This window comes from Burkholderia sp. IO2 (assembly GCF_029522185.1).
GTDB lineage: Bacteria > Pseudomonadota > Gammaproteobacteria > Burkholderiales > Burkholderiaceae > Burkholderia > Burkholderia cenocepacia.
Genome location: NZ_JAKWFH010000051.1, coordinates 1 through 21,738 on the forward strand (window position 1 = coordinate 1; position 21,738 = coordinate 21,738).

Annotated in this window: 18 protein-coding genes; 8 read left to right on the plus strand and 10 right to left on the minus strand. The window is 68.4% G+C overall.

The genetic code is table 11. From position 1 onward, the window contains the following. Together MMB92_RS27100 and phnA are read right to left on the minus strand one after the other, a co-directional pair. On the minus strand, positions 1-451 hold a 451-nt coding region (locus MMB92_RS27100), incomplete at its 3' end, for an aldehyde dehydrogenase family protein (protein ID WP_277563052.1). A 29-nt stretch (positions 452-480) separates the two neighbouring features. After that, on the minus strand, positions 481-1,719 hold the full coding sequence (gene phnA, locus MMB92_RS27105) for a phosphonoacetate hydrolase (protein WP_006485766.1): 1,239 nt from the start codon (positions 1,717-1,719) through the stop codon (positions 481-483). A gap of 209 nt (positions 1,720-1,928) precedes the next feature. Here phnA and MMB92_RS27110 point away from each other — a divergent pair, with 209 nt between their 5' ends. From MMB92_RS27110 to MMB92_RS27130, 5 genes are all read left to right on the plus strand, one after another. Then, a complete protein-coding gene (locus MMB92_RS27110) occupies positions 1,929-2,984 on the plus strand; it encodes a putative 2-aminoethylphosphonate ABC transporter substrate-binding protein (protein WP_077055863.1) in 1,056 nt (351 codons plus the stop codon). 97 nt (positions 2,985-3,081) lie between these two features. After that, the gene (locus MMB92_RS27115) at positions 3,082-4,164 is read left to right on the plus strand and encodes a putative 2-aminoethylphosphonate ABC transporter ATP-binding protein (protein WP_006485771.1); all 1,083 of its coding nucleotides are present in this window, start codon (positions 3,082-3,084) and stop codon (positions 4,162-4,164) included. Continuing rightward, on the plus strand, positions 4,161-5,888 hold the full coding sequence (locus MMB92_RS27120) for a putative 2-aminoethylphosphonate ABC transporter permease subunit (protein ID WP_006498682.1): 1,728 nt from the start codon (positions 4,161-4,163) through the stop codon (positions 5,886-5,888). The genes MMB92_RS27115 and MMB92_RS27120 overlap by 4 nt, the downstream gene beginning before the upstream one ends. A gap of 47 nt (positions 5,889-5,935) precedes the next feature. Next, the gene (locus tag MMB92_RS27125) at positions 5,936-7,066 is read left to right on the plus strand and encodes a 2-aminoethylphosphonate--pyruvate transaminase (RefSeq protein ID WP_048989086.1); all 1,131 of its coding nucleotides are present in this window, start codon (positions 5,936-5,938) and stop codon (positions 7,064-7,066) included. Positions 7,067-7,161: 95 nt separating this feature from the next. Beyond that, positions 7,162-8,550, plus strand: coding sequence for an FAD-dependent oxidoreductase (locus tag MMB92_RS27130; RefSeq protein WP_277563053.1), 1,389 nt, complete (start codon positions 7,162-7,164; stop codon positions 8,548-8,550). Positions 8,551-8,649: 99 nt separating this feature from the next. Here MMB92_RS27130 and MMB92_RS27135 read toward each other — a convergent pair whose 3' ends face one another. Both MMB92_RS27135 and MMB92_RS27140 read right to left on the minus strand, forming a co-directional pair. After that, complete coding sequence (locus MMB92_RS27135; RefSeq protein ID WP_006485791.1) at positions 8,650-9,375, minus strand: phosphonate utilization associated transcriptional regulator; 726 nt, start codon at positions 9,373-9,375, stop codon at positions 8,650-8,652. Between the two features lie 195 nt (positions 9,376-9,570). Continuing rightward, on the minus strand, positions 9,571-11,742 hold the full coding sequence (locus MMB92_RS27140; protein ID WP_277563054.1) for a phospholipase C, phosphocholine-specific: 2,172 nt from the start codon (positions 11,740-11,742) through the stop codon (positions 9,571-9,573). Positions 11,743-11,971: 229 nt separating this feature from the next. On the opposite strand from MMB92_RS27140, the gene MMB92_RS27145 reads away from it, so the two are divergent. Next, positions 11,972-12,907, plus strand: a complete 936-nt coding sequence (locus MMB92_RS27145) for a LysR family transcriptional regulator (RefSeq protein ID WP_034201207.1) — start codon at positions 11,972-11,974, stop codon at positions 12,905-12,907. Positions 12,908-13,003: 96 nt separating this feature from the next. Here MMB92_RS27145 and MMB92_RS27150 read toward each other — a convergent pair whose 3' ends face one another. Then, complete coding sequence (locus MMB92_RS27150; protein WP_060263592.1) at positions 13,004-14,644, minus strand: L-lactate permease; 1,641 nt, start codon at positions 14,642-14,644, stop codon at positions 13,004-13,006. 422 nt (positions 14,645-15,066) lie between these two features. Here MMB92_RS27150 and MMB92_RS27155 point away from each other — a divergent pair, with 422 nt between their 5' ends. After that, positions 15,067-15,384, plus strand: coding sequence for a DUF4148 domain-containing protein (locus tag MMB92_RS27155; protein ID WP_277563055.1), 318 nt, complete (start codon positions 15,067-15,069; stop codon positions 15,382-15,384). 87 nt (positions 15,385-15,471) lie between these two features. Here MMB92_RS27155 and gshA read toward each other — a convergent pair whose 3' ends face one another. The 3 genes from gshA to ada all read right to left on the minus strand — a co-directional run bounded on the left by gshA (position 15,472) and on the right by ada (position 19,598). After that, complete coding sequence (gshA, locus tag MMB92_RS27160) at positions 15,472-17,085, minus strand: glutamate--cysteine ligase (RefSeq protein WP_062911117.1); 1,614 nt, start codon at positions 17,083-17,085, stop codon at positions 15,472-15,474. 465 nt (positions 17,086-17,550) lie between these two features. After that, a complete protein-coding gene (locus MMB92_RS27165) occupies positions 17,551-18,510 on the minus strand; it encodes an AlkA N-terminal domain-containing protein (protein WP_006492382.1) in 960 nt (319 codons plus the stop codon). Next, positions 18,507-19,598 carry a bifunctional DNA-binding transcriptional regulator/O6-methylguanine-DNA methyltransferase Ada gene (gene ada, locus MMB92_RS27170; protein ID WP_006489944.1) on the minus strand — a complete coding sequence of 364 codons (1,092 nt, stop codon included), beginning with the start codon at positions 19,596-19,598 and terminating at the stop codon, positions 18,507-18,509. The genes MMB92_RS27165 and ada overlap by 4 nt, the downstream gene beginning before the upstream one ends. A 431-nt stretch (positions 19,599-20,029) precedes the next feature. Between ada and MMB92_RS27175 the strand changes: the two genes are divergently transcribed. Further along, complete coding sequence (locus MMB92_RS27175; protein WP_048989078.1) at positions 20,030-20,443, plus strand: VOC family protein; 414 nt, start codon at positions 20,030-20,032, stop codon at positions 20,441-20,443. 21 nt (positions 20,444-20,464) lie between these two features. Here the strand turns inward: MMB92_RS27175 and MMB92_RS27180 are convergent, their stop codons facing one another. Beyond that, positions 20,465-21,019, minus strand: coding sequence for a YaeQ family protein (locus MMB92_RS27180; RefSeq protein ID WP_006498691.1), 555 nt, complete (start codon positions 21,017-21,019; stop codon positions 20,465-20,467). A gap of 188 nt (positions 21,020-21,207) precedes the next feature. Then, positions 21,208-21,555: a hypothetical protein gene (locus MMB92_RS27185; protein WP_006489950.1), complete on the minus strand. Its 348-nt coding sequence runs from the start codon at positions 21,553-21,555 to the stop codon at positions 21,208-21,210. Positions 21,556-21,738 lie beyond the last annotated feature (183 nt).

The window sequence follows — 21,738 nt, forward strand, 5'->3', positions numbered from 1 at the left end:
GCGGATCGCGCTGCGTGTACACGCGGCGCTTCTTGCCGTGCGGCGTCAGATCGCACGAGAAGATCTGCCCGTCGTCCTTCAGCACTTCGCCGGCGCCGAACGTGAGCACGTCGGCCACGCGGCCGGCCTCGTAAGTCGAATCCTTGATGCACAAGCCGGCCTCGGCCGTGATCAGCGCCGCGATCTCCGCGGTGCGCGAGCGCACGATGTCGGCCGCACGGCGCAGGATCGCCGCGCGATCGTGGCGCGTGAGCGCCGGCCGGTACGCACGCGCGACCGCGAAGGCACGGCGCACGTCGTCGAGCGTCGCCTTCGGCACGGTGCCGACCAGCGCGCCGTCGTACGGGTTGCGCACGTCGATCACCGCGTCGCGGTGAATCCGTTCGCCGTCGATTCGCAGTGCTTCGCGACGAATCTCGCGGACGGCCGTCGATGCTGCAATGGCGTTCATGACTGTATCCCCCCAAGGATGCGCGTGCATCACTGCAGATGGTTGAGCGCGATGTCGATGATGTCGAAGTTGCGCAGCCGCGCGCGGCCGGTGACGTCGGTCGCGACCGGCTTGCTGAAGATCAGCGGCACGATCTGCTCGGAGATCCCGCCGTGCGAACGCAGCGGCACGTCGAGGCCCGACAGGTCGTGCTTGATGCGGCGCGTGCCGAGCACGACGTCCTGCTTCGAGATCACGATCAGGTCGCCCATCCGCGCGGGCGGCAACTCGAAGCGCGCGCAGCCTTCGGCGCCCGTCAGCACGACCTCGATGCCGTCGACCGCCGCGAGCCGCGCGCGCAGCGCGTCGGCATCGGCGGTGGCCGGCACATAGACGGTCGCGAACGAGCCGAGCGCACCGTGGTGCACGACGTACGGATCGGTGATCGGCAGGATCACGCGCGCCGCATCGTGGCCGAGCCATTCGTCGAACAGCTCCTGCAGGTAGATCACGTTCGGCTCGCCGGTCGCGTCGTCGTGCTTCGCGTTCATCCCGTGATCGGCCGTGATCGCGACGATCGCGCCGAGTGCGTCGAGACGCTGCAGGTACGTGTCCATCATCGCGTAGAACGCGTTCGCGCCTTCGGTGCCGGGCGCGCACTTGTGCTGCACGTAATCGGTGGTCGACAGGTACATCAGGTCGATCGGGCGCGTCTCGAGCAGGCGCACGCCGGCCGCGAACACGAATTCCGACAGGTCCGCGCTGTACACGCTCGGCACCGGCTTGCCGACCAGCTCGAGCACGTTGTCGATGCCGTTTTCCTCGACGCTCGCCTCGTCGGCCTTTTCCGACGAGAAGCAGATGCCCTTCAGCCCCTTGCCGAGCAGACGGCGCAGCTTGTCCTTCGCGGTGACGACCGCGACGCGCGCCCCTCGTTCGGCGAAGGTCGCGAGCACGGTGGGCGCGACCAGGTACTTCGGATCGTTCATCAGCACTTCGGCGCCGGTGTCGCGATCGTAGAAGTAGTTGCCGCTTATCCCGTGGATCGCCGGCGGCACGCCGGTGACGATCGACAGGTTGTTCGGGTTCGTGAAGCTCGGCACCACGCACTCGCCCTTGAGCGCGGTGCCCGGCTTCAGCAGCGTGCGCAGGAACGGCGCGACGCCGGCCTCGGCGGCTTCCTCCAGATATTCGTATGCGCAGCCATCGACGCACACGACCACCACGGGCCGGCTCATCCAGTTGTAGCGGCGGCCGTTCACTTCCACGGATACAGGCGTTTCAGTCATGACGTTCATTCCTTTCAGGTCGAAGGGTGTGAGCCGTCGGCGCCCGCGCCGCGCCGAAGGGAGGTGTTTTCCATGCTTGACATTAAAATTGATGATTTGTAGATTGTCAACAACATGCAGAGAACAGAAAGCAAAACAACGAAGCAGCAAGAGGGCTGGTCTCCACTCATCCGCCGTGTGCCGCGGCGCCACAGTCAAGGGGTCTGAAGATGAACGAAGTGCCGGTAAACAAGCGTTTGAACGCATGGGCGGCGGGCGCGGCCCGCGTCGCGCTGGCTGCCGCGGTGGCGCTCGGCGCCGCGCACGCGGCGCACGCGAAGACGTCGCTGCTGGTCTACACCGCGCTGGAAGACGAGGCGATGAAGCCCTACAAGGACGCGTTCGAGAAGGCGAACCCCGATCTCGAGATCCGCTGGGTGCGCGACTCGACCGGCTCGGTCACCGCGAAGCTGCTCGCGGAGAAGAACAATCCGCGCGCGGACGTCGTGCTCGGCCTCGCCGCGTCGAGCCTCACGCTGCTCGACCTGCAGGGCATGCTGATGCCGTACACGCCGAAGGGCTTCGACCAGCTCACGCGCAAGTACAGCGACGCGAACACGCCGCCGCACTGGGTCGGCATGGACGTGTGGGGCGCGACGATCTGCTACAACCGCGTCGCCGCGCAGGCGAAGAACATCCCGAAGCCGACGTCGTGGGAAGACCTGACGAAGCCCGTCTACAAGGGCGCGATCGTGATGCCGAGCCCCGTTTCGTCGGGCACCGGCTATCTCGACGTGACCGCTTGGCTGCAGACCTTCGGCGACGATCGCGGCTGGAAATTCATGGACGCGCTCGACAAGAACGTCGCGCAGTACGTGCACTCGGGCTCGAAGCCGTGCACGCTCGCCGGCACCGGCGAATTCCCGATCGGCATCTCGTTCGAGTTCCGCGGCCACGAACTGCAGGCGCAGGGCGCGCCGATCGATCTCGTGTTCCCGAAGGAAGGGCTCGGCTGGGACATGGAAGGCACGGCGATCATGAAGACGACGAAACAGCCCGACGCCGCGAAGAAGCTCGCCGACTTCATGGCGAGCAAGGAAGCGAACCAGATCACCGCGCGCTGGTGGGCGATCGTCGCGTATCCGGGCGTCGCGCGGAAGCTGGCCGGCATCCCCGACAACTACTCGGACCTGCTCGTGAAGAACGACTTCGTGTGGTCCGCGAAGAACCGCCAGTCGATCCTCGATACGTGGCAGAAGCGCTACGGCGCGAAAGCGCAGCAGTAACGCCGCGACCGGCTGCGGGGCCGCGCCGCGCGCCGCCCCGCGTCACCCTTTCCGTCGTCGAATCCGGCCCCCGGGCCGCCCCTCCATGGAGGCGCGCATGGCACCTTATCTGAGCGTAGAACGCATCGAGAAGCGGTACAACGACACGCAGGTCCTCACCGACATCAACCTGAGCGTGATGAAGGGCGAGATGATCTGTTTCCTCGGGCCGTCCGGCTGCGGGAAGACCACGCTGCTGCGGATCATCGCGGGGCTCGAGACACAGAACGCCGGCCACATCATGCAGGACGGCCGCGACATCTCGCGGCTGCCGCCGCAACTGCGCGACTACGGGATCGTGTTCCAGTCGTATGCGCTGTTCCCGAACCTCACCGTGTACGACAACGTCGCGTACGGGCTCGTGAACCGCAAGATGAAGCGCGACGCGATCCACGAGCGCGTGCATACGCTGCTGGCGCTGGTCGGTTTGCCCGACAGCCATCGCAAGCATCCGGGCCAGTTGTCCGGCGGCCAGCAGCAACGCATCGCGCTGGCGCGCGCGCTCGCCACCTCGCCCGGCCTGCTGCTGCTCGACGAGCCGCTGTCGGCGCTCGACGCGCGCGTGCGCGTGCGGCTGCGCCAGGAGATCCGCGCGCTGCAGCAGCGGCTCGGCGTGACGACGATCATGGTCACGCACGATCAGGAAGAAGCGCTGTCGATGGCCGATCGCATCGTCGTGATGAACCACGGCGTGATCGAGCAGATCGGCACGCCGCTCGAAATCTACCGGCAACCGGCATCGCCGTTCGTCGCGGACTTCATCGGCCGCGTCAACACGATTCCCGCCGAGGTCGCGCAGGACGGCACGCTGCGCGCGGGCGGCATCGGCTTCGACTGCCGCCACGGCACCGCGCAAGGCGCGGCGGTGTCGGTCTACGTGCGGCCCGAGGACCTGCGCATCCGCGTGCCGGGCGAGACGGCCGACAACGTGCTGGCCGGCCGCGTCGAGAAGCTCGAATTCCTCGGCGCGTTCTGCCGCGTGAGCTTCCGGATCGACGGGCTCGACGGCCAGGAGATCGTCGCCGACCTGTCGTATCACGACGTCGACCGCACCGGCGTGCAGGCCGGCGCGCGCATCGACCTCGCGCTCGATCGCGAGCATGTCCGCGTGTTCCCGTGCGCGAAGGAGCGACTCCAATGAGCACCGTCCTGACCGAGCGCCGCCGCGGCGCGTCCGCCCCCGCCGACGTCCGGCAGCTCACGCACTGGCACGATCGCCTCGCGCAGCTCGCGCTGGTCGCGATGGCCGCGCTGATGTCGCTGTTCCTGCTGCTGCCGCTCGCGCTCGTCGTGCAGAAATGCTTCGTCGACGCGGACGGGCGCTTCGTCGGCGCGCACAACTTCGTCGAGTATCTGGAGGACAGCGGCGTGCTGCGCTCGATGCTGCATTCGCTGACGGTCGGCGCGCTCGTCACGACGATCGTCGTGCCGATGGCGTTCACGTTCGCGTATGCGCTGACACGCTCGTGCATGCCGCTGAAGAACGCGGCACGCACGATCGCGCTGCTGCCGCTGCTCGCGCCGACGCTGCTGTCGGCCGTGTCGTTCATCTACTGGTTCGGCAATGCGGGGCTGCTGAAGCCGCTGCTGCACGGCCATTCGATCTACGGGCTGCCGGGCATCGTGCTGAGCATGGTGTACGCGTCGTTCCCGCACGTGCTGATGATCCTCGTCACCGCGCTGTCGCTCGCGGACGGCCGGCTCTACGAAGCCGCCGACGCGATGGGCACGGGCCGCCTGCGCAAGTTCTTCACGATCACGCTGCCCGGCGCGAAGTACGGGCTGATCAGCGCGACGATGGTCGCGTTCACGATGTGCATCAACGACTTCGGCGTGCCGGTCGTGATCGGCGGCGCGTACAACGTGCTGTCGACCGACATCTACAAGCTGATCATCGGGCTGCAGGATTTCAACCGCAGCGCGGTCGTGAGCCTGATGCTGCTGTGCCCGGCGCTCGTCGCGTTCGGCGTCGACTACTTCATCCGCCGCCGCCAGCAGTCGCAGCTCGGCGCGCGCTCGACGCCGTACCAGCCGAAGCCGTCGCGCGGCTTCGACGCCGCGATGCTCGCGTACTGCGCGCTCGTGTGCGCGTTCTTCATCGCGGTGGTCGGCATCTCGGTGTTCGCGTCGTTCGTCAAGTTCTGGCCGTACCAGATGACGCTCGGGCTGCAGCATTACGAGATGGGGTTGATCGCGGCCGGCATCTTCGACGCGTACAAGAACAGCCTGCGGATGGCCGCGACGGTGGCGCTCGGCGGCACGATCGTCGTGTTCGGCGGCGCCTACCTGATCGAGAAGACCCGCGGCGCACGCTGGCTGCGCGGCTTCATCAGCCTGTGCGCGATCCTGCCGATGGGCGTGCCGGGGCTCGTGCTCGGCATCAGCTACATCTTCCTGTTCAACGCGCCCGGCAATCCGCTGAACGGGCTGTACGGATCGCTGTGGCTGCTCGCGATCGTCACGGTCGTCCACTACTACGCGTCGAGCCACCTCACCGCCGTCACCGCGCTCCGGCAGATCGACAGCGAGTTCGAGGCGGTATCCGCGTCGCTGAAGGTGCCGTTCTACAAGACCTTCCTGCGCGTGACGGTGCCCGTGTGCCTGCCCGCGATCCTGCTGATCGCGCGCTACCTGTTCGTCAACGGGATGACGACGGTGTCGGCCGTCGCGTTCCTGTACTCGCCGGACACGCAGCCCGCGTCGGTCGCGATCCTGAACCTCGACGACGCGGGCCAGATGGGCCCGGCCGCCGCGATGGCCACGCTCGTGCTCGCGACCTCGTCGTTCGCGTGCGTACTGTTCGCCTGCATCTCGCACCGCCTGCTGCGCCGTACGCAGGCATGGCGCAACCCGCATCGCCGTTGATTCCCTGCCGCATTCACGTGACGTCCCGACTTCATCGAGGAGACACCATGACGCTCGCTGCCCAGCCCATCCTGCTGACCCCCGGCCCCCTGACGACCTCCGAGCGCACGCGCGACGCGATGCTGCGCGACTGGGGCTCGTGGGACGGCGATTTCAACGCGATCACCGCGCGGCTGCGCGAACGCCTGCTGCAGATCGTGCACGGCGAAGGCACGCACGAATGCGTACCGCTGCAAGGCAGCGGCACGTTCTCGGTCGAAGCGGCGATCGGCACGCTGGTGCCGCGCGACGGCCACGTGCTGGTGCCGAACAACGGCGCGTATTGCCAGCGCCTCGCGAAGATCTGCCGCGTGCTCGGCCGCCGGCTCACGACGATCGACTACCGCGAGGATCGCCGCGTCGATCCGGCCGACGTCGAGCGCGCGCTCGCCGCCGATCCGTCGATCACGCACGTCGCGCTCGTGCACTGCGAAACCGGCGCCGGCGTGCTGAACCCGCTGCACGACGTCGCACAGGCCGTCGCGAAGCACGGGCGCGCGCTGATCGTCGACGCGATGAGCTCGTTCGGCGCGATCGACATCGACGCGCGCACGACGCCGTTCGACGCGGTGATCGCCGCGTCCGGCAAATGCCTCGAGGGCGTGCCGGGGCTCGGCTTCGTGATCGCCAAGCGCAGCGCGCTCGAACGCTGCGAAGGCAACAGCCACTCGCTCGCGATGGACCTGTACGACCAGTGGGTCTACATGCAGCGCACGACGCAGTGGCGCTTCACGCCGCCGACGCACGTGGTCGCCGCGCTCGACGCGGCCGTCGCGCAATACATCGACGAAGGCGGGCTCGCCGCGCGCGGCGGCCGCTACCAGCGCAACACCCGCGCGCTGCTCGACGGGATGTGCGCGCTCGGCTTCCGGCCGTTCCTCGATCCGGCGATCCAGGCGCCGATCATCGTCACGTTCCATGCGCCGGACGATCCGAACTACGACTTCAAGCGGTTTTATCAGGAGGTCAAAAAGCGCGGCTACATTCTGTATCCGGGCAAGCTGACCGAAGTGGAGACGTTCCGCGTCGGCTGCATCGGCCATTTCGGCGAGGCCGGGATTCCGGGCGCCGTCGCCGCGATCGCCGACACGCTGCGCGCGATGGGCGTACGCCGCGTGTCGGCCGAAGCGGCGGCATGACGATGTGACGCGATGCCCCGGCCGCGTGCGCAGGCGCAGGCGGCCGCCCGTTTTCCCGGCCGTGCGCCGCACGGCCCCTTATCGACGACTCTCCGATGCGACCCTTCTGGATCGAACAAGCGCTGTTCAACGACGGCGATCTCGCCCCCGCGCTGCAAGGCGCGACGCAGGCCGACGTGTGCATCGTCGGCGGCGGCTTCACGGGCCTCTGGACCGCGATCCAGGCCAAGCAGCAGCATCCCGCGCTCGACATCGCGATCCTCGAAGCCGACCTGTGCGGCGCCGGCGCGAGCGGCCGCAACGGCGGCTGCCTGCTCACGTGGTCCGCGAAGTTCCTGACGCTGCGGCGCCTGTTCGGCGAAGCCGAGGCAATCCGGCTCGTGAAGGCGTCGGAAGCGGCCGTGCAGCACATCGCCGATTTCTGCCGCGCGCACGACATCGATGCGGAACTGCGGCTCGACGGCACGCTGTACACCGCGACGTCGCGCGCGCAGGTCGGCACGCTCGCGCCGGTGCTCGATGCGCTTGCCGCGTGCGGCATCCACAGCTACGAGCCGCTGCCGCCCGCCGAAGTCGCGCGCCGCTCGGGCTCCGCGCGCAATCTCGACGGCGTCTACTCGCCGATCGCCGCGACCGTGCATCCGGGCAAGCTCGTGCGCGGGCTGCGCCGCGTCGCGCGCGCGATGGGCATCCGGATCTACGAGCGCACGCCGATGCTCGACTTCACGCCCGGCCAGCCGGCCGTCGTGCGCACGCCGTCCGGCAGCGTCACGGCGGGCAAGCTCGTATTCGCGATCAACGCGTGGATGGCGAGCCGCTTCCCGCTGTTCGAGCGGACGATCGCGGTCGTGTCGAGCGACATGGTGATCACCGAGAAATGCCCGGAGCTGCTCGAGCGGACCGGGCTCGTGGACGGCGTGTCGGTGCTCGATTCGCGGATCTTCGTCTACTACTACCGCACGACCGCCGACGGGCGGCTGATGCTCGGCAAGGGCGGCAACACGTTCTCGTGGCGCAGCCGCATCGCGCCGGTGTTCGACCGCCGCTCGCCGTACGAGGCGCAGCTCACGCACAGCCTGCGCGAGTTCTTCCCGTCGCTCGCGGGCGTGCCGGTCACCGCGAGCTGGAACGGGCCGTCCGATCGTTCGGTGACGGGCTTCCCGTTCTTCGGCCGCCTCGACGACGCGCCGAACGTATTCTACGGCTTCGGCTATTCGGGCAACGGCGTCGGGCCGACCTACATGGGCGGGCAGATCCTGTCGTCGCTGGTGCTCGGCCTCGACAACGCGTGGACGCGCAGCCCGATCGTGCGCGGCCCGCTCGGCCATTTCCCGCCGGAGCCGATCCGCTATGTCGGCGCGCACGTCGTGCGCAACGCGATCCGCCGCAAGGAGCGCGCGGAGGACGAGAGCCGGCGGCCGTCGGTGGTCGATACGTGGCTCGCGAAGTTTGCGAGCGCGGCGGGGAAGGCCGACAAGGCATGACGACGGGTTGATCCGCTGAACCGAAGCGCAACGAAAAAGGGACGCGGCGACGCGTCCCTTTACCTGTGCGCGACAGCTCCCGCGGGCGTTGCCGGGCTTTTATGCGCCGGCCTTCTCCCGCGCCGCCTTGCCCGTCGCAGGCAGCCCCTGCTCGTGCGTACGGCGCATCCGCGCGAGGCCGTGCGCGACGTGCTCGCGCACGAGCGCGACGGCCTTGTCCTCGTCGCCGGCCGCGAGCGCCTGCACGATCTTGTCGTGCTCGGCCGCCGACACCGCGATCGCATCCTCCTCGGCCTCGATCGCCGCCTGGCGCAGCAGGCCGAGCTGGCGCACGAGCCGCCGGTAGGTATCGGTGAGATGGGTATTGCCGACGCCGACGACCATCGCGTCGTGGAACTGCACGTTCAGCTCGGTATAGCGCGTGACGTCGTGCGTCTTCGCGGCGTCCTTCATCGACTGGATGATGCCCTTCAGCACCTTCAGCGTCTCGGGCGAGATGCGCTTCGCGAGCGCGCGCGCGACCGACTCGTCGAGCATCGCGCGCACTTCGTAGATTTCCTCGGCCTCGCGCAGCGGCACGACGCGCACGGTCACGCCGCGGTTCTTCTCGTTGCGCAGCAGGCCGGCCTGTTCGAGCGCGCGGAACGCTTCGCGCACCGGGCCGCGCGACACGTTCAGCCGGGTCGCGATCTCGACTTCGTTGAGCTTTTCGCCCGGCGCGTATTCGCCGGAGACGATCGCGCGCTCGAGCATGTCCTGGACGATCATCGCGAGCGACTGGCTTTGCAGGAGTTCGATGGCGCTGAGCGCGTTCGGGGCAGTCATGGTCGGGCAGGCAGCGGGCTATGGATGAAAACGAGGGCGTCATATCGGCGAATGATCCTTGTATACCCTCGGCCCGGCATATTGTCAACAGTTTTCAGTTTCCAAAATCCAACCCGGCGTGCCGGAATGCGGCCGGCACGCGAGGGTCGCGCGCGGCGGGCGAACCGCCCCGCTTCGCGCAACCCTGCGCAACCGTCAGGCCGTGTGCTTCACCGGCCCCGGATCGCTGTGGCTCGGCCGGCCCGTCTCGACGTGGCCCGCGAAGCGGCGCACGACCTTGTCGTCGCCGCCGCGCAGCGTGGTCGCGGTGATCGTCAGATCGTACCAGCCGTGGCTCGACGACAGCTCGAAGTGCGCCTCGATGCGCTCGCCCGGCGCCAGCGTGTAGGTGCGTGCATGCGCATGGCTGTACGCGTTGTCGACCGTCACGCGGCAGCTCGCGCGCCCGCTGTTGCGCAGTTGCAGGTACACGTGGCGATTGCGCACGTCGTAGCCGATCTTGGCTTCGGGGTTCGCGTGGCGGCCGTCCGCGGCGAGCCGCGTGTTGCCCTGGAACTCGCACAGATAGCCGTTCGGGCCGTAGGCCGCGAGATGGTAGTCGCCGCGCGCGGCCGACGTGCTCCACGTGTCGACGAAGCGGTCGCGCGCGGACACCGCGTAGCGGCGCGGCGGCGTCGCCGGGTTGCGGCGGTCGTACACGTAGAACGCGGCGCCCGCGTCGCCGGTGTTCGCGAAGTCGAGCGACACGGTGTCGTCATGCGCGCCCACGCGGCTGTGCACGAACAGCTCGTACGGCAACGCACGCGCCGGCCGCGTGCCCGGCTCCTGCGCCGGCATCGACTGTTGCGCGGGCACCTGGTACGCCTGGCCGGCCGTCGCGAGGTGCTGCGGCACCGTGAAGCTCACCGTGCGCGTGTCGGGGCGCGCGGAGAAGTCGAACGCCGACGTGAGGTCGCCGCAGATCGACCGGCGCCACGCGCTGATGTTCGGTTCCTTCACGCCGAAACGCGCTTCGAGGAAACGCAGCACCGACGTATGGTCGAACGTCTCCGAGCAGACCCAGCCGCCCTTCGTCCACGGCGAGATGATGATCAGCGGCACGCGGGGCCCGAGGCCGATCGGCTGGATGCCGCCCGGGTCGGCGCCCGGCACGAGCGGGCTCATTTCGCCCGGATACTTGTTCAGGTCGAGCAACTCGTCGCCGAGGGTCGACAGCAGGTTCGACGACACGATCCCCTGCCCGCCCACGCCACTCGTGACCGGCGGCACCGGCGGCACGACGTGATCGAACAGTCCGTCGTTCTCGTCGTAGTTCAGGATGAACACCGTCTTCGCCCACACTTCCGGGTTCGACGTCAGCGCCTCGAGCACCATGTTGATGTAGAACGCCCCGTCGGTCGGCGACGCCTGCGGGTGCTCGCTGTACTTGTACGGCGACACGATCCACGACACCTGCGGCAGCCGGTTCGCCTGCACGTCGGCCTTCAGCTCCGCGAGCGTGTGGTTCGATGCGCCCTTGTCGACCAGCGGGCCGCTCGCGCCTTCCTTCACCTGGAAGCGCTTGAAGAACATCAGCGAGTTGTCGGTGTAGTTGTCGGTCGGGTCGCCCGGGATGCCGGTGCCGCCCTGGTACACCTTCCAGCTGATCTTCGCGTTCTCGAGGCGTTCGGCGTAGGTCGTCCACGTGTAGCCGTTCACGTCGTTGCGCTCGCCGATGCCCGGGCCGTTCGGCGCGCTGCCGCAGACGTTGCGCGAATCGATCGTGCCGGTCCACAGGTAGATGCGGTTCGGCGCCGTGTCGGCGTGCGCGGAGCAGAAGTACGAATCGCAGATCGTGAACGCGTCGGCCAGCGCGTAGTGGTACGTGAGATCCTGGCGCTTCAGGTAGCCCATCGTCAGCACGTCCTGCTTCTGGTTCACCCACTGGTCCCACTGGCCGTTGTTCCAGGACAGGTGGCCGCTGCTCCAGCCGTGATTGGTGCCCGGCTGGAATTCGGTCGTCTGCTTCGGATCGAGGTAGAACGGCAGCACGTACGGCGCGGACGGATCGAGCCCGCGCGAGTGGTAATTCTTCGTGAACACCGATGCCGGCGGCTGCTGCCACACCGGTGCGCCGTTCGGCAGCAGGTGCGGACGCGGGTCGTCGAAGCCGCGCACGCCGCGCAGCCCGCCGAAGTAATGGTCGAACGAACGGTTTTCCTGCATGAAGATCACGACGTGCTCGACGTCACGGATCGTGCCGGTGCGATAGGCGGCCGGCATCGCCAGCGCATTGCGGATCGCGGGCGGAAAGCCCGCGTAGGCGGCCATCGCGCCGGCCGACTGCGCGGCGAGGCGCAGGAAATCGCGTCGATTGTTCGAGGACATGAAAAGCACCCTGTGGTCGGTGGGAGTGGGGTCGCCGGACGAGCGGGCCGGCGATCTGCGTCGCCGTTATTACCCCGCACCGGCATGTCCCGGCCGTGACCGGTTCCCGCAGGTTTCTTTGGGTGACCCACAGGATTTTTTTGGAAGCGGCGCACGGCGCGCCTTTCATGCGGCCGACATATGCGTGCGCTACGCTGACGCGCGATGAAGAGGGGGGAGAAGCCGAGTCGTGTTCGATCAGCTGAAGGCGTTCCACGCGACCGTCCGGCAGGGCAGCATCACGCGCGCCGCGCGCCACCTCGGCGTGAGCCAGCCGACGATTGCCGCGCAGATCCGGCAGGTCGAGCAGGTGTACGGCGTCGAGCTGTTCTACCGCAGCGGCCGCAAGCTCGAGGTGACCGACACGGGCATCGAGCTGCTGCCGCTCGTCGAGCAGATGATCGCGCTCGAGGCGCAGGCCGACATCATGCTGCGCAACGTCGGCGGCCTGTTCGAAGGCAACCTGCGGATCGGCGCGACGGGCCCGTACTACATCATGGACGCGGTCGGCCGCTTCTCGAGCGCGCACCCGTCGATCGCGCTCACGTGCCGGATCGGCAACTCCGAGGAAATCCTGCAGGCGCTGCAGGAATTCCGCATCGATCTCGCGGTCTCGTCGCAGCGCAACGACGCCGACGGCCTCGAACGCAAGGTGATCTCGACCGATCCGCTGGTGCTCGTCGTGCATCGCCATCATCCGCTCGCGCGGTTCGATTCGATCGACCCGGCGCAGCTCGCCGACGTGCGGCTGCTGATCCGCGAGGAAGGGTCGGTCACGCGCCGCTGCACGGAGACGATCCTCGCCGCGGCCGGCGTCGCGGCCCCATCGGTCGCCGAGATCGGCAGCCGCGAAGCGATTCGCGAGGCGATCCTGCATGGCGTAGGCGGCAGCCTGTTTCCGCTCGGCGAGGCCGAGCGCCATCCGGACCTGCGCGTGATCGCGCTGCGCGGCGTCGACACGACGATCGACGAATACGTGTACTACCTGAAGGCGCGCCGCCAGAGCCCCGCGATCGACGCGTTCCTCGCGTGCATCCTGCCGGGCGACGGCGAAGCGGCCGATGCGATCGATGCGGCCGACACGGTTGAAACCGGACGAACGATGCGGCGGGTGAACGCGCGCTGAGCCGCCGCGCGTTCACCGCTTCCGCACACTACGTGGCGCTTTTCCCGCGCCTTCCCTCGTTGCTTTCCTCGTGCCTTCTTCTGTCGCGGCGCCGCGTCACTTCGGCAGCGCCGGAATCATCCAGGTCAGCACGTGCTGCTGCAGGAACACCAGCACGCCGAGCAACAGCGTGAGGATCACGCTGTGCCAGAAGGTGCGCGCGAACACGACGCCCTCCTGCCCTTTCAGGTCCGTCGTCGATACGCCCGTCGCGATGTTCTGCGGCGAGATCATCTTGCCCATCACGCCGCCCGACGAGTTGGTGGCGGCCATCAGCACCGGATCGAGGCCGAGCTGGCGCGCGGCGACGACCTGCAGGTTGCCGAACAGCGCGTTGCCCGACGTGTCGCTGCCGGACAGGAACACGGCGATCCAGCCGAGCGACGCGGACACCAGCGGGAACAGCGCACCGGTCGACGCGACGCCGGTGCCGAGCGTATAGCTGATGCCCGAGTAGTTCAGCAGGTACGCGAGCCCGACGATCATCATCACCGTGACGATCGCGATCCACGTCTGCCGCCACGTCTTCACCACGCATTCGACGAACGCGCCGGGGCCGGTACGCGTCAGCGCGGCCGTGACGATCGCCGACAGCAGGATCGCGGTGCCCGTGCCGAGCGGCTGGAAATCCCAGATCGCCGCATACGGCTTGTGGTACAGCGACACGTACACGGCGTTGTGCAGGCCCGGCCACTTGATCTTCACGTCGCCGATCGCCGCGACGTTCGCGTGTACCCACACGATCACGACCACCGACACGACGAGCCACGGCAACCAGCCGCCGAAGCCCGCGCGCGCGGCGCCGGCGGTGGCCGGCACGCTGCGCGCGAGCGCGTATTGCGGATCGGGCTGCGGCTTCCACACCTGCAGGAAGCCGATCGTCACGATCAGCGACGTGAGCGACGACAGCACGTCGGTGAGCTGGTAGCCGAGGAAGTTCGACGTGACGAACTGCGCGAGCGCGAAGCTGCCGCCCGACACGAGCAGCGCGGGCCACAGCTTCGCGATCGAGCGCAGCCCGCCGTATGCGCCGACCACGTAGAACGGCAGCAGCAGCGCGAAGAACGGCAACTGGCGGCCGACCATCTGCGCGAGCGTCGCGGGCGGCAGCGACGTGACCGCGCCGAGCACGGTGATCGGCACGCCGAGCGCGCCGAACGCGACCGGCGCCGTGTTGAACAGCAGCGTATAGGTGAGCGCTTCGAGCGCGGGGAAGCCGAGCGCGATCAAGAGCGCGCTCGTGATCGCGACCGGCGTGCCGAATCCGGAGATCCCTTCGAGCAGACAACCGAACGAGAACGCGACGACGAGCAGCACGAGGCGGCGATCGTCGGGCAGGTTGTCGAGCATCCACTGCCGGAACTGGTCGAAGCGGCCCGACTTCACCGCGATGTTGTAGAGCAGCAGCGCGTTGAAGACGATCCACATCACCGGCACGACCGCGAGCGCCATGCCGGCGCCGACCGCGTTGAACGCGAGCCCGGCCGGCATCCCCCACGCGCCGATCGCGACCGCGAGGCCCGCGACGAGCCCGGCCAGCGACGCCTGCCACGCGGGGCGACGCAGCACGCCGAGCGCGATCAGCGCGACCGCGATCGGGATCGCGGCGACGAGGAACGACAGGAGCAGCGAGTGGGCGACGGGCGTCAACGGTTGCGCGAAGACGATGCCGGGCGGTAGGGCGTCGGTGGGATTCATCGTGTCTCCAGAGTCGACCCGGGCGCGCAAGTCGATGTGCCGGGTTCGGGTCAAGGCGATGTCCTGCAGTCACGACCACGATCGGGCGCTTGCGTACGCAACGACGTTGCGCGGCCAACCGATCGGTCGCTTAAAAGAGGTTAGGAGGCGCGACGCGCTTGTACAAGGGGGGAGAAGCCCGATGCGGGCGAGCCGATGCGGACCGTCCGCCGCACGATGACCGGCAGATGGCGCGCAGCTGTCGCGTTCGACAGGCAACCCGTCGCGGCCGGCTCACCGGTGCGCGCGCAATGTTGCGCGACCGGAAAAGGTGACTGCCAGCCACGAGGATGTTTCGTTTGGCCTCCGAAGCCTAGACTGGCTGCATCGTTTCCGCCCGCGCCAGCAACGGCGCGGCACCGGAACCTCACGGAGCACACACGATGAAGACGATGAAACACGCGGCATGCGCGTTCGTGCTGATCGGCGCGGCGTTCGCCGCTCACGCGCAAGCCGCGTCGACGCTCACGCGCGCGCAGGTCCGCCAGGAGCTCGTGGAGCTGCAGGCCGCCGGCTACCGGACGAGCCTCGCAAGCAGTCCGGACTTTCCGGAAAACATGCAGGCGGTCATGCAGCGCGCGGCGCAGGCGCGTGGTGACGGCCACGCGGCCGGTTACGGCAGCGACGGCCGGTCCCACACGGAATCGGGCAAGCCGATGCTGCCGCACGCGGCCGATCGCGGCACGTACGCGCATCACTGACCGGATCACCGACCCGATCACCGACGGAATCGGACGGATCGCGCGGCAGCGGCGCGGCGCACCCTGCGCCGGCCGCATGCGCGAGCGTCACACGCTGAAGCGGTTCAGCGTATAGGCGCGATAGGCGGCGACGAATGCGTCGAACGATCCGGCCTCCTTCGCTTCGAGCTCGGCCTGCTCGGCCAGCGACTTCGCGGCGAGCGCCTGCTCGGTGCGCAGCGTCTCGGCCGACGGCGGATGCGCGCGGAAATGCGCGGCATGCGCTTCGCTCTGCGCGAGCGCGAACGCGAGGAACGACTGGCCGTTCTCGCGCATCGTGCGCAGCACGCGCGCGGAAGGCGTGCGTTCGGGATCGGCGAGCTTGTCGCGCTGCGCGGCGATCGCGCGCGCATGCTCGTCGCCGCCGCGGATTTCGTCGAGCCGGCGACCGACGATCTCGATATCGGCCATCAGTTCGTCGGCCCACTGCTGCAGCGTGATCGATCGGCCGTCGCGCGTCAGCGTGAGCCCCGGCTTGCGGCCGTCCATCGTCACGCTGCCGAAGTTCGCGTTCGCTTCCTTGTACGCGTCGCAGTCGAGCGGCGCGCTTTCGTCGAGTGCGCACGCGAGCAGGAACGCGTCGATGAAGCGCGCGGTCTCCAGCGCGATGCCGGTCGGCTCGAACGGATCGATGTCGAGGCAGCGCACTTCGATGTACTGGACGCCGCGCGACGCGAGCGCATGCAGCGGCCGCTCGCCCGAATACGTGACGCGCTTCGGCCGGATCGTCGAGTAGAACTCGTTCTCGATCTGCAGCACGTTCGTGTTGATCTGGATCCACTCGCCGTCGCGATGCGTGCCGATCGCCTCGTACGCCGGATACGGCTCGCTCACGGCCTTCGACAGCGCGTCGAGATAACCGGGCAGCGTGTTGTAGTCGACGTGCAGCGCGGCCTGGGCCGTCGTGTTCGAGTAGCCGAGATCGCTCATCCGCAGGCTGGTCGCATACGGCCGGTACAGCGTATCGGCGTCGAACGTATCGAGTTTGTGCGGCTTGCCGCGCAGGAACCTGGTATCGAGCACCGGCGACGCGCCGAACAGGTACATCAGCAGCCAGCTGCGGCGGCGGAAGTTGCGGATCTGCGCGAGATAGCGTTCCGACTGGTAATCGACGAGCGTCGCCGTGGACCCTTCTTCCGCATGCAGGCGCCGCCACACTTCCTCGTGCAGCGAGTAGTTGTAGTGGATGCCGGCGATGCACTGCATCGTGCGGCCGTAGCGATACGCGAGGCCGCGCCGGTACACCGTCTTCAGGCGGCCGATGTTCGACGTGCCGTAATCGGCGATCGGGATCTGGTCGTCGGCCGGCAGCAGGCCCGGCATCGAGTCGTTCCACAGCATCTCGTCGCCGAGCGATGCATAGACGTAGCGATGCAGATCGTCGAGGCGCTCGAGCGTGAGCGCGGCGTCGCGCTCGGCGGGCGTGATCAGTTCGATCAGCGCTTCGGAATAGTCGGTCGTCAGCGCCGGATGCGTGAGCGCCGAACCGAGCGCGCGCGGATGCGGCGTGAACGCGATCATCCCGTCGCGCGTCACGCGCAGGCTTTCCTTTTCGATGCCGCGCAGGCCGTCGGGCAGATGCTGCCGCGTCGGGCCCGAGCTCAGCGCGTCGAGGCGATTCAGCAGCAGTTCGGACTGGCGGTGAGTCATGGTGTTCGACATGGAGACGCAAGTGCGTGACGCGCCGCGCGCAGAACGCCGCGCGCGGCCGGCTGGATTGTTGGTCGCTTCGTTGGTAGCGGGCACTTTAACATCTCGCCGGAACCCGCGCTTGAGGTGGCTCCGGGCATGGCGCACGGGCCTGAGCGGGCGATCGGACGGGCCGGGCGCGGCAGCGCCGGCCCCGATCGCCGGGTCGGGACGAGGCCGATCGGCACGCCGGCCAGCGGAATTCGTCGGATGGAACGGGAGCGGCGAACGGGGGCGGCAGGTGCAACCACGTCGCGGAATGGATCGGGAAACGACGCATCCGAAGACGTCGCACGCGCGGCATCCGGCCGGTGCCGGAGGCGTGGCATCGCCATGACGGGCCACGTCACGCCGGCACTTGTCGCATGCCGGCGCCGCCTGCGCACCGGGTTGCAGCCCCGCCGTCCGGCGGTCGCACCCGGCCGCGGGCCGCCGCGCTTACCCGCCGCGCGCGCCGCCTGCCCGGTCGGCCACTTCGTTCCACAGATGCAGCGCCGCATACGCACGCCACGGCCGCCAGCCTTCGGTGCGGCGCTTCTGGCTGGCGAGCCGGTCGAGCGCCGGGTCGCGCGCGGCGATCGACTGCATCAGCACGAGATCGGATGCCGGCCACGCGTCCGGGTCGCGCCATGCACGCATCGCGATGTATTCGACCGTCCACGGGCCGATGCCGGGCAGGTCGAGCCACGCGCTGCGCAGCGTCGCGAGATCGGCATGCGCGCGATCGACCGGCACGTCGCCGGCCGCCACCGCGCGCGCCACGCCGGTCAGCGCGGCCACCCGCTTGCCGGGCATCCCGATCTTGTCGAGATCGCACGCGGCCAGCGCGTCGGGTGTCGGAAACCGCCACGCGGGCGCGCCGTCGTCGTCCTGCATCACGCGTTCGCCGGCCCGTTCGACGAGCCGGCCGACGATCGTCGTCGCGGCCTTCACGCTCACCTGCTGGCCGACGATCGCGCGCACGGCCAGTTCGAACCCCGACCACGCGCCCGGCACGCGCAGCCCCGGCGCGGCGTCGACGAGCGGCGCGAACCACGGATCGCGCGCGAGCCCGTCGCCGATCGCGGCCGGATCGGCGCCGAGGTCGAACATCGTCGCGACGCGCGCGGCGAATGCATCGTCGACGTGACGCGCGACCGCCCCTTCGACGGTCGCGATCAGGCAATGCTTGCGCGGGTGTTTCGTGACGGTGAGCCGGCCCGCATCGCCGTGCAGATCGACGATGCGGCGATATACACCGTCGGCGACCTGCTCGACACCCGGAATCGCGCGCCCGCTGAAGAAGCGCAGCACGCGCGCCCAGTCGTACGGCGCCTTGTAGCGCAGCTCCATCTGCGCGGACGGCGGCACCGGGCCGCCGTTCGCGAGGGACTTGATCGTTGTCGTCTCGATGCTCAAACCGCACTGCCCTCCGTCTCGGCTTCGGCTTCATCGTCATGAACGTGGCGCGCCTCGGCCGCGAGCAGCGTCGCCTTGCGGCGCACGCCCCAGCGATAGCCGGCGAGTGCGCCGCCCTTCTGCACGACGCGGTGGCACGGGATCGCGAGCGCGACCGGATTCGACGCGCACGCGGACGCGACCGCCCGCACCGCGCGCGGCGAGCCGAGCGCCTCCGCGATCTCCGAATAGCTGCGCGTCTCGCCGTACGGGATGTGCGTCAGCGCTTCCCATACGCGCTGCTGGAACGCGGTCGGCGCGATGTCGAGCGGCAGGTCGAATGCGTGCCGCGTACCGTCGAGATACGCGCGGATCTGCGTGACGAACGGCGCGAGCCGCGCGGACGATTCGACCAGTTCGGCACGCGCGAACGTGTCCTTCAGTTCGCCGACGAGCGACGCCGGGTCGTCGCCGAACGCGATCCGGCAGATGCCCTGTTCGGTGGCGGCGACCAGCACCGTGCCGAGCGACGTCGACGCGGTCGCATAGTCGATCCGCAGGCCCGCGCCCTGACGGCGGAACGCGGACGGCGCCATCCCCAGCTCGCGCGGCACCGACGCATAGAGTCGCGACGGCGAGTTGAACCCGGCGTCGACAGCCGCCTGCGTGACCGGCTGCCCGCTTTGCAGCGCCTGCCGCAACGCCGCGCCGCGCTGCGCGGCCTGGTACTGCCGCGGCGACACGCCGACCACGCGCTTGAAGAGCCGCTGCAGGTGGAACGGGCTCACGTGCACGGCGTCGCTCAACTGCTGCAGCGTGAGCCGCTCGGCCTGCGCGTCGAGCACCGCGCATGCGCGATTGACGATGTCCAGTTCGCGCGGCAACCCTTCCGGCTGGCAGCGCTTGCAGGGCCGGAAGCCGGCCGCGCGCGCGGCCGCCGGATCGGTGAAAAAGGACACGTTCTCGCGGCGTGGCTGCCGCGACGCGCAGGTCGGGCGACAAAACACGCCGGTCGTGCGGACACCATAGAAGAACGCGCCGTCCGCATGCGGATCGCGCTCGGTCACGGCGCCCCAGCGGGCATCATCGGTCGGATAGGCGGTTTTCATTTGAACCTCGCACTCTCTAGTGTAGATGGTGCCTACTCTAGCCATCGGCACATGCCGTCGCGCCCTGAATCTTGCTCTGTGATTCGTGCCGACGAATCGGGGCCGCATCGATCGAGATAAATCCGACGAAACCCGCCCGGCGGCCGCTCCAGCGCGGTTTTCGTCATCGTCCCGTCACCATTTTGCTGCAGTGCAGATGCGACAAATCGCCGTCCTGACGTTTTTTTGCAATCGGAATATTGCGTCGCACCATCGCCGTGTGTATAGTTGGAACTGTCTCCTCCATGTCTCCTCCTGATATGGATTAAGCCCGTTCCGCACTGCGTGAACGGGCTTTTTTTCGTCCGTCGATTGTGCCGCGTTCCGGCCGGCGGCGCAGGCGCGATGCGTCTACACTCGATGCTCGTCGACTGCGAAGGAGTCCCCCGCTCATGAAACCCACCATCCGCGGAATCGATCACATCGTGCTGCGCGTGACCGACATGGCGGCGATGACGCGCTTTTACTGCGACGCCGTCGGTTGCCATGTGGAGAAGGAACAGCCCGATCTGGGCCTCGTGCAACTGCGCGCCGGCGACGCGCTGATCGACCTGCTGACGGTCGGCGGCCCGATCGACCGGCCCGACAGCGGGCCGCCCGGCACCGGGCGCAACCTCGATCACCTGTGCCTGCGCGTCGAGCCGTTCGATCCCGACGCATTGATCGCCCATTTCGCCACGCATGGCGCGCGCCCCGGCGCGCCGGCCGAACGCTACGGCGCCGGCGGCTACGGGCCGTCGATCTACCTGTTCGATCCCGAAGGGAACATGGTCGAATTCAAGGGGCCGCCGGCCGCGCTCGGCTGAATGCGGCCGGCGCGCGGGCCGTTACGCGTCCGCGCGCGCCTTCAGCACCGTCCATTCGACCGCGACCGGATCGTGATCGGCGCTCGAGATCCACGCGGCGCCGTCCTGCACCGTGCACTGCAGGCGCATCGTGCGCTCGGCGAGCCGCCCGAGCGCGGCCGCGACGCCGTCGGCGAGCGACAGCACCTGCACGTTGCGCAGCCGTTCGACCTTGCTGCGCACGCCCTGCCACCAGATATCCGACGTCTTGCCGCCGTACGCGATCACCGTGACCTGTCCGGCGCGGCCGGCCGCCTTCGAGATGCGTCGTTCGTCCGGCTGGCCGGCCTCGATCCACACGTCGATCGCGCCCGTCAGATCCTTCTGCCACAGGTCGGGCTCGTCGACGTCCGACAGCCCCTTGCAGAACTCGAGCCGCTCGTGCGCGAACAGCGCGAACGCGACGATGCGCACCATCATCCGGTCGTCGGTTTCCGACGGATGGCGCGCCACCGTCAGCGCGTGATCGGCGTAGTAATGCCGATCCATGTCGGCGATTTGCAGCTCGGCTTTGTAGATCGTGGATTTCAGCGCCATGCGGATGCGGCCCGGGCGGGCATTCGGTTCGGTCGGGCCGTGATGATACCGAATGCGCGCCGTCCGGCGTGCGTGATGCGCGATCCACAGCGCAACGGCCCGGCATGCGCCGGGCCGTGATCGGTTCGCGCCGCCGGCTCCTCGAGCCGGCGCGCTCGCGCGTCGTGCGACTGCGCGGGAATGGACGGTTATTGCTTGACGAAGCGCGAATCGGTCCAGAGGCCTTGCTGGTCGCTGTTGTCGGCGCTGACGAACTGCACGTCGCCCTGATCGACCGACACCACGCGGAAGCGCTGGCCTTCCGGCACCGACAGGCAGCGGAAGTCGTCGAAATACTGCTGCTTCGCCTGCGACTTGCCGTCACGCTCGTGACTCAATACGGAGTCCAGATTGTCTTTCGACAGACAGCCCCATGCGTTCTTCGTCAGCTGGATTTCCTGCTTCGGCTTGACGGCCGAATCGCCGCCGGCCTGCGCAATCGACACAGCGCAAAATGCGCCGACAAGGGCAAAGAGGACACCGGTACGCTTCATCATGTTCTGTCTCCAGGCTTGCGGGCACCAGGCTGGGTTAGCTATGTGTTTAAAGGTGATCGTGAACCCGCGTTTTTCACTTTAGAAGACCGGTAAACGATAGCAAGCACATTTGTTGTGCGACCGCAATAGCGGCGGATTGTCGCACCCCGTGCGCAGCCTGTTTTCGCGCAGTGTGCGCGACGG

Coding starts and splice junctions, on each gene's coding strand:
- phnA (WP_006485766.1), bottom strand. CDS start 1,719: ATGACTGAAACGCCTGTATCCGTGGAAGTGAACGGCCGCCGCTACAAC.
- MMB92_RS27110 (WP_077055863.1), top strand. CDS start 1,929: ATGAACGAAGTGCCGGTAAACAAGCGTTTGAACGCATGGGCGGCGGGC.
- MMB92_RS27115 (WP_006485771.1), top strand. CDS start 3,082: ATGGCACCTTATCTGAGCGTAGAACGCATCGAGAAGCGGTACAACGAC.
- MMB92_RS27120 (WP_006498682.1), top strand. CDS start 4,161: ATGAGCACCGTCCTGACCGAGCGCCGCCGCGGCGCGTCCGCCCCCGCC.
- MMB92_RS27125 (WP_048989086.1), top strand. CDS start 5,936: ATGACGCTCGCTGCCCAGCCCATCCTGCTGACCCCCGGCCCCCTGACG.
- MMB92_RS27130 (WP_277563053.1), top strand. CDS start 7,162: ATGCGACCCTTCTGGATCGAACAAGCGCTGTTCAACGACGGCGATCTC.
- MMB92_RS27135 (WP_006485791.1), bottom strand. CDS start 9,375: ATGACTGCCCCGAACGCGCTCAGCGCCATCGAACTCCTGCAAAGCCAG.
- MMB92_RS27140 (WP_277563054.1), bottom strand. CDS start 11,742: ATGTCCTCGAACAATCGACGCGATTTCCTGCGCCTCGCCGCGCAGTCG.
- MMB92_RS27150 (WP_060263592.1), bottom strand. CDS start 14,644: ATGAATCCCACCGACGCCCTACCGCCCGGCATCGTCTTCGCGCAACCG.
- MMB92_RS27155 (WP_277563055.1), top strand. CDS start 15,067: ATGAAGACGATGAAACACGCGGCATGCGCGTTCGTGCTGATCGGCGCG.
- gshA (WP_062911117.1), bottom strand. CDS start 17,085: ATGTCGAACACCATGACTCACCGCCAGTCCGAACTGCTGCTGAATCGC.
- ada (WP_006489944.1), bottom strand. CDS start 19,598: ATGAAAACCGCCTATCCGACCGATGATGCCCGCTGGGGCGCCGTGACC.
- MMB92_RS27175 (WP_048989078.1), top strand. CDS start 20,030: ATGAAACCCACCATCCGCGGAATCGATCACATCGTGCTGCGCGTGACC.
- MMB92_RS27180 (WP_006498691.1), bottom strand. CDS start 21,019: ATGGCGCTGAAATCCACGATCTACAAAGCCGAGCTGCAAATCGCCGAC.
- MMB92_RS27185 (WP_006489950.1), bottom strand. CDS start 21,555: ATGATGAAGCGTACCGGTGTCCTCTTTGCCCTTGTCGGCGCATTTTGC.